This is a genomic window from Pseudomonas sp. LABIM340 (assembly GCF_040017195.2).
Lineage (GTDB): Bacteria > Pseudomonadota > Gammaproteobacteria > Pseudomonadales > Pseudomonadaceae > Pseudomonas.
In genome coordinates, this window is sequence record NZ_CM200227.1 from 3,084,267 (window position 1) to 3,101,307 (window position 17,041).

11 protein-coding genes are annotated in these 17,041 nt (G+C 66.6%); 8 read left to right on the forward strand and 3 right to left on the reverse strand.

Annotated features, from left to right (window positions below; all coding sequences use genetic code 11):
- Position 1: 1 nt before the first annotated feature.
- From ABKS89_RS14305 to ABKS89_RS14315, 3 genes are read right to left on the reverse strand one after another with little or no spacing between them, the layout of a single operon-like run.
- Positions 2 to 1,267, reverse strand: a complete 1,266-nt coding sequence (locus ABKS89_RS14305) for an OprD family outer membrane porin (protein ID WP_518301023.1) — start codon at positions 1,265 to 1,267, stop codon at positions 2 to 4.
- 26 nt (positions 1,268 to 1,293) lie between these two features.
- Positions 1,294 to 1,704: a DoxX family protein gene (locus ABKS89_RS14310; protein ID WP_348588958.1), complete on the reverse strand. Its 411-nt coding sequence runs from the start codon at positions 1,702 to 1,704 to the stop codon at positions 1,294 to 1,296.
- Between the two features lie 58 nt (positions 1,705 to 1,762).
- Complete coding sequence (locus ABKS89_RS14315) at positions 1,763 to 2,419, reverse strand: hydrolase (RefSeq protein WP_138216779.1); 657 nt, start codon at positions 2,417 to 2,419, stop codon at positions 1,763 to 1,765.
- Positions 2,420 to 2,767: 348 nt separating this feature from the next.
- Here ABKS89_RS14315 and ABKS89_RS14320 point away from each other — a divergent pair, with 348 nt between their 5' ends.
- From ABKS89_RS14320 to ABKS89_RS14355, 8 genes are all read left to right on the forward strand, one after another.
- Entirely contained in the window at positions 2,768 to 3,724 is a 957-nt protein-coding gene (locus ABKS89_RS14320) for a GlxA family transcriptional regulator (protein ID WP_348588957.1), read from the forward strand.
- A 203-nt stretch (positions 3,725 to 3,927) separates the two neighbouring features.
- The gene (locus ABKS89_RS14325; RefSeq protein ID WP_348588956.1) at positions 3,928 to 5,307 is read left to right on the forward strand and encodes an ATP-binding protein; all 1,380 of its coding nucleotides are present in this window, start codon (positions 3,928 to 3,930) and stop codon (positions 5,305 to 5,307) included.
- Positions 5,308 to 6,002: 695 nt separating this feature from the next.
- Complete coding sequence (locus ABKS89_RS14330; RefSeq protein ID WP_138216777.1) at positions 6,003 to 6,572, forward strand: putative antibiotic biosynthesis monooxygenase; 570 nt, start codon at positions 6,003 to 6,005, stop codon at positions 6,570 to 6,572.
- A gap of 83 nt (positions 6,573 to 6,655) precedes the next feature.
- Positions 6,656 to 7,474: an alpha/beta fold hydrolase gene (locus tag ABKS89_RS14335; RefSeq protein ID WP_348588955.1), complete on the forward strand. Its 819-nt coding sequence runs from the start codon at positions 6,656 to 6,658 to the stop codon at positions 7,472 to 7,474.
- 11 nt (positions 7,475 to 7,485) lie between these two features.
- Positions 7,486 to 9,339 (forward strand): amidohydrolase, encoded by a 1,854-nt coding sequence (locus ABKS89_RS14340; protein ID WP_138216775.1) that lies wholly within the window; start codon positions 7,486 to 7,488, stop codon positions 9,337 to 9,339.
- Positions 9,340 to 9,607: 268 nt separating this feature from the next.
- Positions 9,608 to 11,800 carry a catalase/peroxidase HPI gene (gene katG / locus ABKS89_RS14345; RefSeq protein WP_348588954.1) on the forward strand — a complete coding sequence of 731 codons (2,193 nt, stop codon included), beginning with the start codon at positions 9,608 to 9,610 and terminating at the stop codon, positions 11,798 to 11,800.
- 145 nt (positions 11,801 to 11,945) lie between these two features.
- Positions 11,946 to 13,034: a glycerophosphodiester phosphodiesterase gene (locus ABKS89_RS14350; RefSeq protein ID WP_348588953.1), complete on the forward strand. Its 1,089-nt coding sequence runs from the start codon at positions 11,946 to 11,948 to the stop codon at positions 13,032 to 13,034.
- Positions 13,035 to 13,185: 151 nt separating this feature from the next.
- Positions 13,186 to 17,031 (forward strand): autotransporter outer membrane beta-barrel domain-containing protein, encoded by a 3,846-nt coding sequence (locus tag ABKS89_RS14355; protein ID WP_348588952.1) that lies wholly within the window; start codon positions 13,186 to 13,188, stop codon positions 17,029 to 17,031.
- Positions 17,032 to 17,041: the final 10 nt, after the last annotated feature.

The following is a 17,041-nucleotide window of genomic DNA, read 5'->3' on the forward strand; positions in this document are numbered from 1 at the left end:
CTCAGAACACACCCTTGAGCGGGTACTCGACGATCACATAGATGCGGTCGATATCCGCGCCGCCCTGGGCGTCGTTGGCGCGGTGCGAGACCTGCGCGAAGCTCAGTGCAAGGTCCTTGGCCGGGCCGGACTGCACCACGTAGCGCACGTCGAGATCGCGCTCCCAGTGGCGCCCGCCGTCGCCATAGGCGGGCTGGCAGGCGCCGCCCTCCATGGGGTTGTAGGCGCCGCCGCACGGGGCATGGGTGCCGTCGATGCCGCTGCCGCGCACGTAGCGCGTGGAAAAGGTCAGGCCGGCGAGGCCGGCGCTGGCGCCGTCCCACTGGTAGCGCGCCTGCCAGGAGTGTTCGCCGGGGCCGTTGAAGTCGGCGTACTTGATCGAGTTGGCGAGGTAGATGGAGTCTCCGCCGACGAAGTCGAAAGGCGTGTCGCCATTGATCTTCTGGTACGCGAGACTCAGCGCATGGCTGCCGAGGGCGACCTTGCCCAGCAGGCTCCAGGCCAGGGTGTCGATCTCGCCGGCGCGGGCGCTGCCGGTATCGCCGGTCTTGTACAGGCTGGCGTCCACCGACCAGCGACCGAAGTGGCCGTTGAGGTTGGCGTAGGCCTGGCGCCAGACGTCGTCCAGCTGGCTGGCGTAGAGCGCGCCGCCCCAGTTGGCGTCGGGCGCGCTCCAGGTGGCGCCAGCCAGGCTCAGGCCGCCGAAGCGGGTGCTGGCGCCGTAGCCTTCGAACTCGCCGTGGCTGGAGCTGGAGTCCTGGTTCTTGAAGGCAGTGAAGCGCCCGGCCTGCAGGCGCAGGTTGGGCAGGCTGCGGTCGTCGAGGAACCAGCCGGTGGCGTACTCGGGTTGCAGGCGCTTGTCGCCGGTGTCGAACACCGGGGTTTCCACTTCCATCTCGCCCCAGGCGAGGGAAGTCTTTTCATGCACCAGGCGCAGCGCGGCGCCGGCGTCGGAGTACTCGCTTTCGCTGCGTCCGTCGCTGTCCAGTGGCAGCAGACCGGTACCGGCGTGGCCGCGCCCGCCGTCGAGCTTCAGGCCGAGGAAGGCGTGGGCATCGACGCCCAGGCCAATGGTGCCGGGCGTGACATCGCTGCTGAACTTGCCGATGAAGCCCTGCGCCCATTCACGGCGCAGGCTCTGGCCGTTGGGGCCGGGGCTGCGGTAGTCGTTGTCGAGGAAGTAGTTGCGCGACAACAGCGACCAGTCGGCGGCGTGGGCCTGGACGCAGGCGAGCGCCAGTGCGCAGGGAAGCAGGGCGTTTCTCACTGTAAGAACCACGGTAAGGGCCACGATCAGGGCTCCGTGCGCAAAGCGGCGGGGCGGGGCAGGTTGAGGCGATAACCGCCAGGGCCGGCAATTGCCAGGCCGGCGAAGAGGATCAGCATCCACCAGGCGAACTGGCCTTCCTCCAGCGACCATTGCGGGTGCACGAACAGCAGCGCCACCAGCAGCACGGCGATCACCGGCAGGCAGGCGAGGCGGGCGAACACGCCGAGGATCAGCAGGATCGGGCAGAGCACTTCGGCGAACACCGCCAGCGCCAGGGTCGGCGTGGCGCCGAGGCCGAAGGGGTCTTCGATGTGCTGCAGCTCGTTCTGCCAATGCAGCAGCTTGGGCAGCCCGTGCACCTGGAGCAGCAGGACGGCGGCGCTTACGCGCATGAACAGCAGCGCCAGGGCGCCGGAGCGGTCTTGGGTCGGCATGGTGGGTATCCCGGAAATGAAAAGGGGCGGCAATGCCGCCCCTTTCTGCTGCTCAGGCTCAGTGGCCTTCGCTGGCGTTGAACATGGTCTTGGCGTAGATCAGGCCGAGGCCGTAGGCGCCGCCGTGCTCGATGGAGGTTTTCACGGTGGCATCGTAGGTTTCGCCACGGGCCCAGTCGCGTTGCAGTTCCAGCAGGTACTGCAGGGAGGTCATGGGGCGTGCGCCGAGCTGGATCATTCGTTGCAGGGCCATCTCGTGGGCTTCGTCGGAGACGTCGCCACAGGCGTCGGCGATCACGTAGACCTCGAAGCCCTGGTCGATGGCCGACAGGGCCGGACCGACGATGCACACGGAGGTCCAGAGGCCGGCGAGGACGATCTTCTGCTTGCCGAACTTGTTCACTTCCACGGCGATGCGCGGGTCTTCCCAGGTGTTCATGCTGGTGCGGTCGATGACGTTGTGCTCGGGGAAGACCGACTTGATCTCGTCGAAGATCGGGCCGGAGAAGCTCTTCTCGGCAACGGTGGTGAGGATGGTGGATACGCCGAATTCCCTGGCCGCCTTGGCCACCAGCGCCGCGTTGTTGCGCAGGGTCACCGCGTCGATGGATTTGGTCGCGAAGGACATCTGCGACTGGTGGTCGATCATGATCAGGGTGTGGTCGGTGGGGTTGAGCAGGGTCTTGCCGGGAACGGCTTTGGCGATGGCGGTCATGGTCGGATTTCCTGATGGATTGCGTGGGGTGGGAAGAGGGCGTCTGGAGTGTCTTTTCGGCCTGCAGGACTTGGCTGCAAACCGTGGACACATCTTTGCCGAACGCTGCGAGGCGCGGAACAGACAGCCTTGCAGGGTGGTTTTGCAGTTCTGCAAGGCCACCGGCAGCGTTGCGATGGACAGACTATGGTTTCGCCGCCGCGGCATTTATTGGACCTGTGTGCTCGGCCCGCTCGGCGCGAAATGATCCAAACGTGCGATTCGCCAGTGCGGCGAGTCGGTACAGTGACGGTTTCCTATACCGGGGCACGCGAGACCGCCAGGCCCCGTTTGCGTGCGAGTAGAAGAATGAAAACAGTGGCCATGGTGCTGTATGACGATGTGCTGGCGCTGGATGTGACGGGGCCGATGGAGGTGTTCTCCATGGCCAACCGTTACCTGCCGTCGGAGCGGCATTACCGGTTGCTGACGGTGGCGGCGAAGCCTGAGGGCGTGCGCGCCTCCAGTGGCCTGAAGATGAGCGCCGACCTGCCGCTGGAAGCGCTGCTGGCAGGCGTGGACCTGCTGCTGGTGCCCGGTGGACCCGGTGCCTACAACGGCAACAACGAGATGCTCAACGCCTGGCTACCGGCAGCGGCGCGCGCGGCGAAACGCTATGGCGCGGTGTGCACCGGCGCCTTCCTGCTGGGCTCCGCAGGGCTGCTCGACGGCTACCGTTGCACGACTCACTGGAACTACCTGGATCGCCTGGCGCAGCTGTATCCCCGTGCCGAGGTGCAGGCCGAGCGCATCTACGTGATCGACCGCAACCTGATCACCTCCGGCGGCGTCACCGCAGGCATTGACATGGCGCTGGCGGTGGTCGCCGAGGACCACGGCAAGGACATTGCCCTGGAAGTGGCCAAGGTGCTGCTGGTGGTGCTCAAGCGCCAGGGCGGGCAGACGCCGTTCGGCCCGCTGCTGGTATCGGTGGTGCGCGACGGCTCGGTGATCGCCCGCGCCCAGGCCCACGTGGTGGACCACATCGATGAGCCGCTGACGGTAAACCGCCTGGCCGAACTGGTGGCCATGAGCCCGCGCAACTTCGCCCGCGCCTTCCAGCGTGAAACCAGCATGACGCCCATGCAGTACGTACAGAGCGCGCGTATCGACCACGCGCGCAAGCTGCTGGAAAGCAGCGACCTGCCGCTCAAGCAGGTGGCCAGCCGCAGCGGCTTCGGCAGCCCGCGGCACATGCGTACGGTTTTCGGCGAGCGGATCGGCATGACGCCGAGCCAGTACCGCGAGCAATTCGGCTTCGCCTGATGGCAGTGCGCCGCATTTCCGGCCGGTTGACCGTCCGGCGCACCCAAGTTGGCCGAATCCTTCCCCCCGTGGGAATTGCGCTGTCACACGAGGGCGGGAAAATACCCTGACCAATAATCAGGGGCGCGTCACCTCGGTACTGGCCAGATCGCCTGGAGGCCCGTTGTAGAGCGATCCGTCAGATCCGCAGACGTGAGCAGGACATGAGCGCAAGCACGGAAAACCGCACCGAGACCATCCTGCAGTTCGGTCGCTTCCAGTTCCACCCCTACAAGCGCCAGTTGCTGCAGGGGGACCGCCCGGTGCGTATCGGCAGCCGGGCGCTGGACATTCTCCAGGTGCTGATCCGCCAGCCCGGCGAGATCATCGGCAAGGACACCATCATCGCCCAGGTGTGGGGCGACACCGTGGTCGAGGAGATCAACCTGCGCGTGCACATCGCTGCCCTGCGGCGTGCCCTTGGCGAAGGCCGCACGGGTGAGCGCTACATTGCCAACGTGCCGTTGCGCGGCTACGGCTTCGTCGGCGTGGTGGAGAGCGTGGTGGCTCCGGCGCAGGCAGTGGCGCTGCCGTGCGAAGTGCGCGCCAGCAACCTGCCGGTGCTGCTGATGGGCCTGGTCGGCCGCCAGGCGCTGCTCGAGCGGGTGGTGAAGCAGATGCCCTCCACGCGCCTGATGACCCTGGTCGGCCCCGGTGGCATGGGCAAGACCTCCCTGGCGATCCACGCCGCCGAGCTGCTCGGCAAGCACTTTAGCCAGGTGCGCTTCCTCGACCTGTCCGCCGACCCGGACGGTGTCTCCCTCAGCCAGAGCCTCGCCATCCTGCTGCGCGAGCCGGCCTATGAACCGACCCTGCTGTTGCTGGACAACTGCGAGCACCTCGCCGACCGCTGCGCCGAGGCGGTGGAGCACCTGCTACGCCTGCACCCGGCGCTGAGCATCCTTGCCACCAGCCGTGAACCGCTGCGCGCGGAAGGGGAGCGCGTGGTACGCCTGCCGCCGCTGGAGGTACCCGCGCAGGACGATGCGCCGCTGGCGCTGGCCATGTGCAGTTCGGCGGTGCAACTGTTCGTGATGCGCGCGCGGGAGGTCTGCGACCGTTTCGAGCTCAAGTCGAGCCAGGTGCGCGCGATCATCGACATCTGCCGGCGCCTGGACGGTATTCCGCTGGCCATCGAGATGGCTGCGCGGCAGGTCGGCATCCTTGGCCTCGCCGGGCTGCCGGCGCTGCTGGACACGCCCATGCAACTGCTGATGCCCGGCCGCCGCACTGCGCCGGCGCGGCAGCAGAGCCTGCGCGCGACCTACGACTGGAGCTATGGCCTGCTGGATGCGGCCGAGCAACGCTGTCTGGGGCTGCTCGCGCAGATGGCGGATGGCTTCACCCTGGACAACGCAGTCGCCTCGCTGGATAACCAGCATTGGTGCCGGGAGAGCGTATTCGCCGCGGTGCGACAGTTGGCGGACAAGTCGCTGCTCTGGGTGGAGCCGGGCGAGTGCGAAGTGCGCTACCGCGTGCCCCATACCGCGCGTGCCTATATGCGCCAGGTGACCTTGCCCGAGCTCTCCATCACCGCGGCCTGATCGCCGGTAACGTGCATGCCCCCGACGATGCACGAACCCTGTAGGAGCGAGCCATGCCCGCGATCCGCCGGCAGGGCCGGCGGTTTCCTCCTGCTGCGTTAGCTTGGGTATTTCGGCGTCGCTTCGGCGTGCGCGCGGACTTCGTGTTTCGCCCCCTCGGGCGACCCACTTTGGCAAACGACCCAAAGTGGGCAAAGGTCTTGCCCCGGACATCCGGTTTTTCGCTTAGGCGAAAAATTCCCTCGTTGAAGCGAAGTTTCAGGGGCACGCTGCGAAGGGCCATCCCTGGCCCATCGCAGCTCTCGCGACATCCATGTCGCTCAACCCCTGAAACTCCGCTTCAACGAGGCCTCCTGAACGGGGCGTCCGGAGTGCGCGGACGTTTCTCTGGAAGTCTTCAGAGAGCGAAGAGCAAAGAGCAAAGAGCGATTGTAGGAGCGAGCTTGCTCGCGAACCGCCCAACGCCGACGTTTCCCTGTAGGAGCGGGCCATGCCCGCGATCGCGCGCATGGCGCGCGCCTACAGATGGCGCTGGACCTTGGTATTTCCCGGTGACTGTGCAATCCGCCGCGATGGGGCTCGCGGGCATGGCTCAATCCTGCAGGGCGATGTGCCCGATCCAGCACATGCGTCCAATAGGGCAACCGTTGCCGCCGCCATAGTGACCGGACCTCAATCATGAGTCCGGAACACCCATGAGCGCCGAAACCATCGATCTGAACAGCGTGGTGACGCTGGTGGTCCACCACAAGGTGCGCTGCGAAGCCCTGCCCAGTTACGAGGCCTGGCTGCGCCGTACTGTTTCGGCCGCGCGCCGGCAGCCGGGGCATCTGGGCGTCAACGTGATCCGCCCGGACGGCGAGGGCGCGATGTACACCACCGTGGTGCGCTTCGCCGCCGCCGCGCAGCTGCAGGCCTGGATCGACTCCGCCGAGCGCGCCGAGCTGATCGACGAGGTTTCGCCGTTGCTGGAGGAGGGCGACCACCCGCTGATCCACAACGACGCCGAATTCTGGTTCACCCCCGAGCACGGCAACGTGCGCCAGCCGCCGAAATGGAAGCAGGCGCTGCTCACCTACCTGGTGATCAGCCCGCTGACCATGGTCATCCCGCCGCTCTGGGGGCCCGCGTTCGAGCGCTTCCCGGTGCTGGCCGGGGTGGTGCCGAGCAACCTGCTGGTAACCCTGTGCATCGTCCTGCCGGTGGTCTACCTGATCATGCCCTGGGTGACCCGGCGCTGCGCCGGCTGGCTCAACGCCGATTGATCCTTTCCCTTGACGTCCCCTCCCGCGGCGCCCGCGTGGCGCCCGTACCCACATCGTCCTGCATGGCAGGCAGAGGAGTTTCCATGAGCACTTTCGTTACCCGCGACGGCACCGAGATCTATTACAAGGACTGGGGCAGCGGCAAACCCGTGCTGTTCAGCCACGGCTGGCCGCTGGACGGCGACATGTGGGAATACCAGATGCAGTACCTGAGCAGCCGCGGCTACCGCACCATCGCCTTCGACCGTCGCGGTTTCGGTCGTTCCAGCCAGCCGTGGAACGGCTACGACTACGACACCTTCGCCGATGACATCGCCGGCCTGATCGAGCACCTGGACCTGCGCGACGTCACCCTGGTCGGCTTCTCCATGGGCGGCGGCGATGTCAGCCGCTACATCGGCCGTCACGGTACCTCCCGTGTCGCCGGCCTTGTGCTGCTGGGCGCCGTCACGCCGATCTTCGGCAAGGCCGCCGACTTCCCGCAGGGCGTCGATGGCGCCGTGTTCGATGGCATCAAGGCCGGCCTGCTGCAGGACCGCGCGCAGTTCATCGCCGACTTCGCCGCGCCGTTCTACGGCACCAACCACGGCCAGAAAGTCTCCGACGGCGTGCTCACCCAGACCCTCAACATCGCCCTGCTGGCGTCGCTCAAGGGCACCGTGGACTGCGTCAGCGCCTTCTCGGAAACCGACTTCCGCGCCGACCTGGCCAAGGTCGACGTGCCGACCCTGGTGATCCACGGTGACGACGACCAGATCGTGCCGTTCGAGACCACCGGCAAGCTGGCCGCCGAACAGATTCCGGGCGCCGAGCTGAAGGTCTACGCCGGCGCGCCCCACGGCTTCGCCGTCACCCACGCGCAGCAACTCAACGAAGACCTGCTGGCCTTCCTGCAACGCTGAGGGGCACGAGCATGAGCAACGCAGAGCGCAACGCAGACCTGATCCTGTTCAATGGCAAGCTGCACACCGTTGACCCGGAGCGCCCCCACGCCACCGCCGTGGCCATCGCCGACGGCAAGTTCCTGGTCGTCGGCACCGACGCCCAGGCGATGGCCTACCGCGACGCCGCGACCCAGCTGGTCGACCTCAATCGCCGCACCGTCATCCCCGGCCTCAACGACTCGCACCTGCACCTGATCCGTGGTGGCCTGAACTACAACCTCGAACTGCGCTGGGAGGGCGTGCCGTCGCTCTCCGACGCGTTGGAAATGCTGCGCCTGCAGGCCCAGCGCACGCCGTCGCCGCAGTGGGTGCGGGTGGTCGGTGGCTGGAACGAATTCCAGTTCGCCGAGCGCCGCCTGCCGACCATCGAGGAGCTGAACAAGGCGGCGCCGGACACCCCGGTGTTCGTCCTGCACCTGTATGACCGCGCGCTGCTCAACCGCGCCGCGCTGCGCGTCGTTGGCTACACGAAAGACACGCCGAACCCGCCTGGCGGCGAGATCGTCCGCGACAGCAACGGCGAACCCACCGGCATGCTGATCGCCCGCCCGAACGCGATGATTCTCTACGCGACCCTGGCCAAGGGGCCGAAGCTGCCGCTGGAGTACCAGGTCAACTCGACCCGCCAATTCATGCGCGAGCTGAACCGCCTCGGCCTGACCAGCGTGATCGACGCCGGCGGCGGCTTCCAGAACTACCCGGACGACTACCAGGTGATCCAGCAACTGGCCGACGCTGACCAGCTCACCGTGCGCATCGCCTACAACCTGTTCACCCAGAAGCCCAAGGAAGAACTGGCGGACTTCAAGAACTGGACCTCCAGCGTGACCTACGGCCAGGGCACCGACTTCCTGCGGCACAACGGCGCCGGCGAGATGCTGGTGTTCTCCGCCGCCGACTTCGAGGACTTCCTCGAACCGCGTCCGGACCTGCCCGGCACCATGGAAGCGGAACTGGAGCCGGTGGTGCGCCATCTGGTCGAGCAGCGCTGGCCGTTCCGTCTGCACGCCACCTATGACGAGTCCATCTCGCGCATGCTCGACGTGTTCGAGAAGGTCGACCGCGACATCCCGTTCAACGGCCTGCCGTGGTTCTTCGACCACGCCGAGACCATCACGCCGAAGAACATCGAGCGGGTGAGGGCGCTGGGCGGCGGCATCGCCATCCAGGACCGCATGGCGTTCCAGGGCGAGTACTTCGTCGACCGCTACGGCAAGCAGGCCGCCGAGGCCACGCCGCCGATCAAGCGCATGCTGGCCGAAGGCGTGCCGGTGGGCGCCGGTACCGACGCCACCCGTGTGTCCAGCTACAACCCCTGGACCTCACTGTACTGGATGGTCAGCGGCAAGACCGTTGGTGGCCTGAGTCTCTACCCCGAGGGCCTGTCCCGCGAAGTGGCGATCCAGCTGTTCACCCACGGCAGCGCCTGGTTCTCCAGCGAGCAGGGCAAGAAGGGCATGCTCAAGGCCGGCCAGCTGGCGGACCTGGCGGTGCTCTCGGAGGACTTCTTCAGCGTCGAGGAAGAGGCGATCAAGACCATCGAATCGGTGCTTACCGTGGTGGGCGGCAAGATCGTCCACGGCGATCGCGAGTTCGACAAGCTGGCCCCGCCGAGCATCCCGGTGGTGCCGGAGTGGTCCCCGGTGGCCATGGTCCCCGGCCACTGGCGCCCGCAGGCGCCGCTGCAGCAGGCCGTGCACCAGTGCATCGGCTCCTGCGGCGTACATGGCCACAGCCACGAGCGCGCGCGCACCAGGGATGTGCCTGTGAGTGACTTCCAGGGCTTCTGGGGCGCGTTCGGTTGTTCGTGCTTCGCGTTCTGATCCCCACGTCCCCGTAGGATGGTGTGGAGCGTAGCGATACCCATCAAATCCGGCTGTAGCCACAGCATGGGTATCGCTGCGCTCCACCCATCCTGCATTTCTGTCTCCCGTCGATTCCTGGCGTGCGCCTTGGACTATCCCCCGCATCGATAGCCTTTTACCGCTCCAGCCGATCAATAACTGCAATAGCAGCCTTGCCCAGTTGATCTATCTTCTGATGGGTTGTGCGAATACGAGGCGCCGCACAGGCGCCCACAAGGAGCCTGCAATGAGTGAAGAAAAGAAAGGTAGCTGCCCCTTCCACCAGACCGCCGGTGGTGGCACATCGAACCGTGACTGGTGGCCGAACCAGCTGCGGCTGGACCTGCTGCACCAGCATTCTTCCAAGTCCAACCCCATGGGTGAGGACTTCAACTACGCCGAGGCCTTCAAGACCCTCGACCTGGAAGCGGTCAAGGCCGATCTGCGCGCCCTGATGACCGACTCCCAGGACTGGTGGCCCGCCGACTTCGGCCACTACGGCCCGCTGTTCATCCGCATGGCATGGCACGCCGCCGGCACTTACCGCATCGGCGATGGCCGTGGCGGCGCCGGCCGTGGCCAGCAGCGCTTCGCCCCGCTCAACAGCTGGCCGGACAACGTCAGCCTGGACAAGGCCCGCCGGCTGATCTGGCCGATCAAGCAGAAGTACGGCGCCAAGCTGTCCTGGGCCGACCTGATCGTCCTCACCGGCAACGTCGCCCTGGAATCCATGGGCTTCAAGACCTTCGGCTTCGCCGGCGGCCGCGAAGACGTGTGGGAACCGGACATGGACGTGTACTGGGGCGAGGAGACCATCTGGCTGGGCGGCGACAAGCGCTACACCGGCGAGCGTGACCTGGAAAACCCCCTGGCCGCCGTGCAGATGGGCCTGATCTATGTGAACCCCGAAGGCCCCAACGGCAACCCCGACCCGGTGGCTGCCGCCCGCGACATCCGCGAGACCTTCGCACGCATGGCCATGGACGACGAGGAAACCGTCGCCCTGATCGCCGGCGGCCACACCTTCGGCAAGACCCATGGCGCGGGCCCGGCGGATAACGTCGGCGCCGACCCGGAAGCCGGCGGCCTGGAAAGCCAGGGCCTGGGATGGGTCAGTACCTTCGGCAGCGGTTCCGGTGGCGATGCCATCACCAGCGGCCTGGAAGTCACCTGGACGTCCACGCCGACACGCTGGAGCAACAACTTCTTCTGGAACCTGTTCGGCTACGAATGGGAGCTGACCAAGAGCCCGGCCGGCGCCCACCAGTGGCAGCCGAAGAACGGCGCAGGCGCCGGCAGCATTCCCGATGCCCACGACAAGTCCAAGCGCCGCGCGCCGTCGATGCTCACCACCGACATCTCGCTGCGTGTCGACCCGGTCTACGAGAAGATTTCCCGTCGCTTCTACGAAGATCCCGACGCGTTCGCCGACGCTTTTGCCCGCGCCTGGTTCAAGCTGACCCACCGCGACATGGGCCCGCTGGCTCGCTATCTGGGGCCGGAAGTGCCGAAAGAGGAGCTGATCTGGCAAGACCCGATCCCTGCAGTCAACCATCCGCTGGTGGACGAGCAGGACATCGCCGCGCTCAAGGCCAAGGTGCTGGCCTCGGGCCTGACGGTTTCCGAGCTGGTCTCCACCGCCTGGGCCTCGGCCTCGACCTTCCGTGGCTCCGACAAGCGCGGCGGCGCCAACGGCGCGCGCATCCGCCTGGCGCCGCAGAAGGACTGGCCGGTGAACCAGCCGGAACAGCTGGCCAAGGTGCTCGGCGTACTGGGTGAAATCCAGTCCGAGTTCAACGCTTCCGCCGCTGGCGGCAAGAAGATCTCCCTGGCCGACCTGATCGTCCTGGCCGGTGATGCCGGCGTGGAAGAGGCCGCGCGCAAGGGTGGCCACAAGGTCAGCGTGCCATTCGCCCCGGGCCGCATGGACGCCAGCCAGGAGCAGACCGACGTGCATTCGGTGGGCATGCTGGAGCCGGTGGCCGATGCCTTCCGCAACTTCCAGAAGGCGAAGTTCGCCGTGCCGGCCGAAGCCCTGCTGATCGACAAGGCGCAGCTGCTGACCCTGAGCGGGCCGGAAGTCACCGCGCTGATCGGCGGCCTGCGCGTGCTCGGTGCCAACACCGGCGGTTCGCAGAACGGCGTGTTCACCGGGCGCCCCGGTACCCTCAGCAACGACTTCTTCGTCAACCTGCTGGACATGGGCACCGTGTGGAAACCGACCTCGGCGGACAACACCGAGTTCGAAGGCCGCGACCGCAAGACCGGTGAGGCGAAGTGGACCGGTAGCCGCATCGACCTGCTACTGGGTTCAAACTCTCAGCTGCGGGCGCTGTCGGAGGTCTATGGTTGCTCGGACGGCGAACGCAAGTTCGTCCATGACTTCGTCAAGGCCTGGACCAAGGTGATGAACCTCGACCGCTTCGACCTGCCGCGCTGATCGGGTAGACGCAAGCAAAGGGCCCGCGGACGAGCGATCGTCCGCGGGCCTTATCGTTCGTGAGGGGGCTGGCCGTCGCAAGAGCTTCACAGGCCGCCGGCAGACTGGGCCGCTTATCCGTTACCCATAGAAAGGGGTTTCGCACATGCGCCGTCGCATCATCGCTGTACTGGGCACCATCGTACTGGTCGCCGCCAGTTTCACCGCCAGCGCCGAGGACTCACCCGGCCGCGCCCTCAGCGAGGCCGCCGGCGTTCCCTGGCCGACGGTGATCGCCCACCGCGGCGCTTCCCACGACGCCCCCGAGGAAACCGCGCCGGCCTATCTCGCCGCCCGTGACCTGGGCGCGGACTACCTGGAAGCGGACCTGCAGCGCACCAGCGACGGCGTGCTGGTGGCCGTGCATGACGACACCCTGGAGCGCACAACCAACATCGCCAAGGTCTTCCCTGGCCGCGAGAAGGACCCGGTGAGCAAGTTCACCCTGACCGAACTCAAGCGCCTGGACGCCGGCAGCTGGTTCAACGCCACGTATCCCGAGCGCGCCCGCTCCAAGTACGCGGGGCTGCGCATCCTCACCCTCGACGAGTTGATCGACATCGCCGAAGGCGGCGGCGAAACCCCCGGCCTGTACCTGGAAACCAAGGCGCCGGGGCAATTCCCCGGCATCGAGGAAGACCTGCGCAAGGCCCTGGAGAATCGCGGCTGGCTCAACCCGGACGGTGAGCCGCAAGGCAAGATCGTCCTGCAGACCTTCGAGAAGAGCAGCCTCGAACTGCTGCAGAAGAGCATGCCGAAGGTGCCGAAGATCCTGCTGCTGTGGACCGGCGACGGCTACATGGCGGCGAAGAAACCGACCACCTTTGCCCAGTCCGGCGAGAAGATCAAAGCGGACTTCTATGCCCGGCAGGAGGTGAAGTCCAAGGAAGAGTTCTTCGCCTGGCTGGACTGGGCCAAGGCCCATGGTGCGCTGGGCACGGGCCCTTCGGCGACCCTGACCGCCCGCGGCGACCAGAGCTACATGGACCTGGTGCAGCCGTGGATGAACCAGGCCGCCCATGAGCGTGGCCTGTTCGTGCATGCCTACACCGTCGACGACTCGGTGGACTTCGACAAGCTCACCAAGGCAGGCGTGGACGGCTTCTTCACCAACCGCACCGACCAGCTGCTGATGTTCCTCGGCCGGCCGCCGAGCCGCGATGTGGGCGAGGTGCTGAAGTCTGTGGGCTACTGAGCGGCTTTGTAACGAAGCTGGAACTATCGTCTACAGTCTGGTGACGCGCACTCTCAGGGTGCGTGGCGACCAGTAGTCACGACGCAGGGAGGAGTTCGGCGTGTGGTCGGCGGTGCTTTGCACTCAGCCCACCGGTACAAGGAGGTACGCCATGATCCTGCCGCAGCCATTCGTGCGCAGCACGCTGTCCATCGCCGTTGCCGGCGCCATGCTGCTCCTGCCTTCCTTCCAGCGTGCCGAGGCGGCCTGCGGAACCCTCAATTCGGGCACCTATAGTGCGGTGCAGAGCTGCACGCCGGGCGCCGGCGTCGATGCCCTTATCGCCACGCTGGATGGCACCAGCATCACCACCAGCGCCGGCGTTCCGCTGCTCAGCCGGGCCAGCAATGCCAGCGCTACCTTGTCGCTCACCGGCACCAGTATCACCAGCACACCGCCTACGGCGGTCAACGCGGTTCTCGCGCAGGTAACCGGCACTGCCACTCCTGGCAGTGCGTCCCTGGTCGTGAATGGCGGCGTCAGCAGTATCACCCTGAGTGGTTCCGGCCAGGACGCACTGGGCGTCTCCAATGCCGGAGCCGGCAACCTGGCGGTCAACGTCACCTCGGGCACCACCCTGAACATCACCAACCGGGTGACCGGCACCGAGCACGATGGCATCGATGTCAATGGCAGTGGCGGTGGCAACATCAGCTTCACCCACGCCGGTACGGGCAGCATCCTGACCTACGGTGGCAACAACATCTGGCTCAAGGCCGCTGCCGACGGCAACGTGAATGCCACGGTGGGAGCGGGCGCCAGCCTGACGGTCGACAACAACGACCCGCTGTCGGCAGGCGACCCGAACATCGGTGACGAAAGCAACCCTACCGCCGGTACCGGCAATCATGCGGGGGTACATGCCCGCGCGGTGAACGGCATTATCACCGTCAGCAACGCCGCCACCATCCGCGCCATGGGCACCAACGCCTTCGGCATCTTCACCGAAGCGCGTACCGGCGCTACCAGCGTGACCAACAGCGGCGAGATCAGCGCCAACGGCACCAATGGCTTTGGCATCCGCTCGAACTCCACCACCGGCAGCATCGACGTCGTCAACACCGGCAACATCACCACCACTGGCGAAGGCGGCCACGCCATCTACGTCAACGACAACGTCGGTGCCACCGGCAACATCAGCATTCGCAACGATGCCGTGCTGGAGGTCGGCAGTGATGCCAACATCGCAGGCTCCCGCGCGATCAATCTGATGAAACGCGGCACCGGCGACACCACGGTGACCGGCAGCGGCGACATCATCGTCCACAACGGGCTGAACAGTTCGCGAGCCGCCGGCATCATCATCGCGGCGACGGGCAAAGTCCTCGTCGACTACAGCGGCGACATCAGCGCCAGTGGGCCGGGCGCCGGCGCCATCCGCGCGGACTCCACCGGCGGCGACGTGCAGGTCAACTACAGCGGCGAACGCATCGAGACCTTTCATACCAACGCCAACGGCATCTATGCCTCGACGACCCAGGGTACGGTGCGGATCAACGCCTCGGGCAGCATCACCACCCACTCGGCCACGGCCAGCGGGGAGGGCACCGGGATTGGCTCCTTCGGCCTGCAGGCGCTCAGTGGCGGCGACGACGTCAGCGTCACCTTCACCGGCTCGCGCATCGACGTGAACGGCTCCGGCGCGGCGATCCTTGCCGGCAATGCCTTCAACGCCGGGACCGGGACCGGGGCGCTGAATGTCGACAACAGCGGCGAGCTGATCGCCCGCGGCAACAGCCAGCGCGGGATTCGCACCCTATCGGTGACCGGCGAGCAAACCATCGTCAACCATGGCGCCATCACCACCCACGGCGACACGGACAGCCAGGGCATCCTCGCCCTGGCTTCTGGCGCGGCCAGCGTCAGCGTGCAGAACAGCGGCAACATCACTACTCACGGCAGCAGCGCTTCGGGCATCGATGCGTTGACCACCGGTGGCAGCGTCAGCGTCAGCAACAGCGCAGCGATCCTCGGCGGCTGGGGGCAGAGCACCGGCGTGTCGCTGGCCGGCGAGACTCAGGCGCTGAGCAACACCGGCTCCATTGGCGCCCTCAGCGACCGTGCCGTGCTGGGCGACGCCAGCGGCCCGGATGCCACGGTGATCATCGACAACGGCGGGCAGATAGTCGGCTCCATCGCAGCGGCGACCTCCCAGGTCAGCATCGCCAACCCGGGCAACTGGACGCTGCGCAACTTCGCCGACAGCAATGGCGATGGCGTTCGTGATGTCTGGGGTGTGGCGGTCAGCAACCTGGGCAGCGCCAGCGGCAACAGCATCGACAATAGCGGCACACTCACCCTCGCGGCCCAGCCCGCTTCGGGCATCCAGATCTTCGATGCCAGCGGCGCTTATCTGCCCCTGGGGCAGGTCGCGAATACACCGCTCCAGGGCGGGGCGGTACAAGGCCAGTTGCTGGGCGTTGGCAGCTTCACCAACAGCGGCCTGATCGACCTGACCGGCGGCGGCAACGCCGTCGGCAACGTGCTGCTCATCAGCAATGCACAGACGGCGGGGACCAATGGCGGCGGTGTTTTCGTCTCCAGCGGCGGCCGCCTGCTGCTCAACAGCGAGCTCAACGAAGGGGGCGTCAACAGCCGCTCCGACATGCTGGTGGTGGACTCCACCGCCACTGGCAGTGGCGGCGCTACGGGGCTGCTGGTGAACAACGTCGGCGGACGCGGCGCGCTAACCGAAGGCAACGGTATCGCCGTGGTCAACCTGCTGAACACCGCCGTCGCCGCGAGCGATCCCAATGCCTTCAGCCTGGCCCGCCGCGTGGTGGCCGGGCCCTATGAGTACCAGCTTTATCGGGGTGCTCCGGATGGCACCGGCACCCAGACCTGGTACCTGCGCTCGGATATCGAACCCACGCCGCCGACCCCGCCCGATCCGCCAGTCCCCCCGGTGCCGCCGGAGCCACCCGTTCCGCCAGCTCCCCCCGAACCGCGCACGCCCAATTTCCGTCCCGAGGTTTCGCTTTACGGCGCGCTGCCGGCATTGGCGCTGGTTTATGGCCGCACGCTGGTCGATACCCTGCACGAGCGTGTCGGCGAGGAGCGTCCGAACGCCTGGGATGCGCCACCGGCCGAAGACGAGTCGACCTGGGGGCCGTCCCTGGGCTGGGGGCGGGTCATCTACCGCAGCGGCAAGCAGGACGGCGACCGCAAAGACGCAGTGGGGAACACGCCGGAATACAACTACGACCTGACCGCCTTCCAGGTCGGCGCCGACCTTTATCGCAAGGAGCGCGCCGACGGCAGCCACGACCAGGCAGGCTTCTCCCTCGCCGTCGGCAGCATGGACGCCGGTGTCAGCCACTACACCGGCCGCAACGCCGGCGATGACACGCTGCGCGCCTACAGCCTCGGCGGCTACTGGACGCACTTCGGGCCGACAGGCTGGTACCTGGATGGCGTCCTGCAGGTCAGCCGCTACGACATCGAAGCGCGCCCGGATGAGCTCTCCAAGCTGAAGACCAAGGGTTGGGGCTACACCGCGTCGCTGGAAAGCGGCTATCCCTTCGAGGCGGACAAGGACCTGTGGATCGAGCCCCAGGCCCAGGCGATCTACAGCTACGTCGATCTCGACGACAGCGATGACATTGGTGCCGACGTGCGCTTCAGGGATGTCGAGTCGCTGATCGGCCGCCTTGGCGTGCGGGTGGCAAAGGACTGGGAGACAGAAGGCAGCGACAAGAGCCGCAGGCGCACCCAGGGCTGGATTCGCCCCAGTGTCTGGCACGAGTTCAAGGGGCAGCCGAAGACCGAGTTCTCGTCGCAATCGGGTTACATCCCGTTCGAAGCGGATATCGACGGCACCTGGGGAGAAGTGAACCTGGGCATGGACTACCAGGCCAACGAGCGCACCACCTTCACCGTCTCGGCGGGCTACCGCGAGGCTTTCGACGGCGACAGCTACGGCTATGACGCCATGCTGGGCTTCAAGATGAAGTTCTGAACGGTGGCGC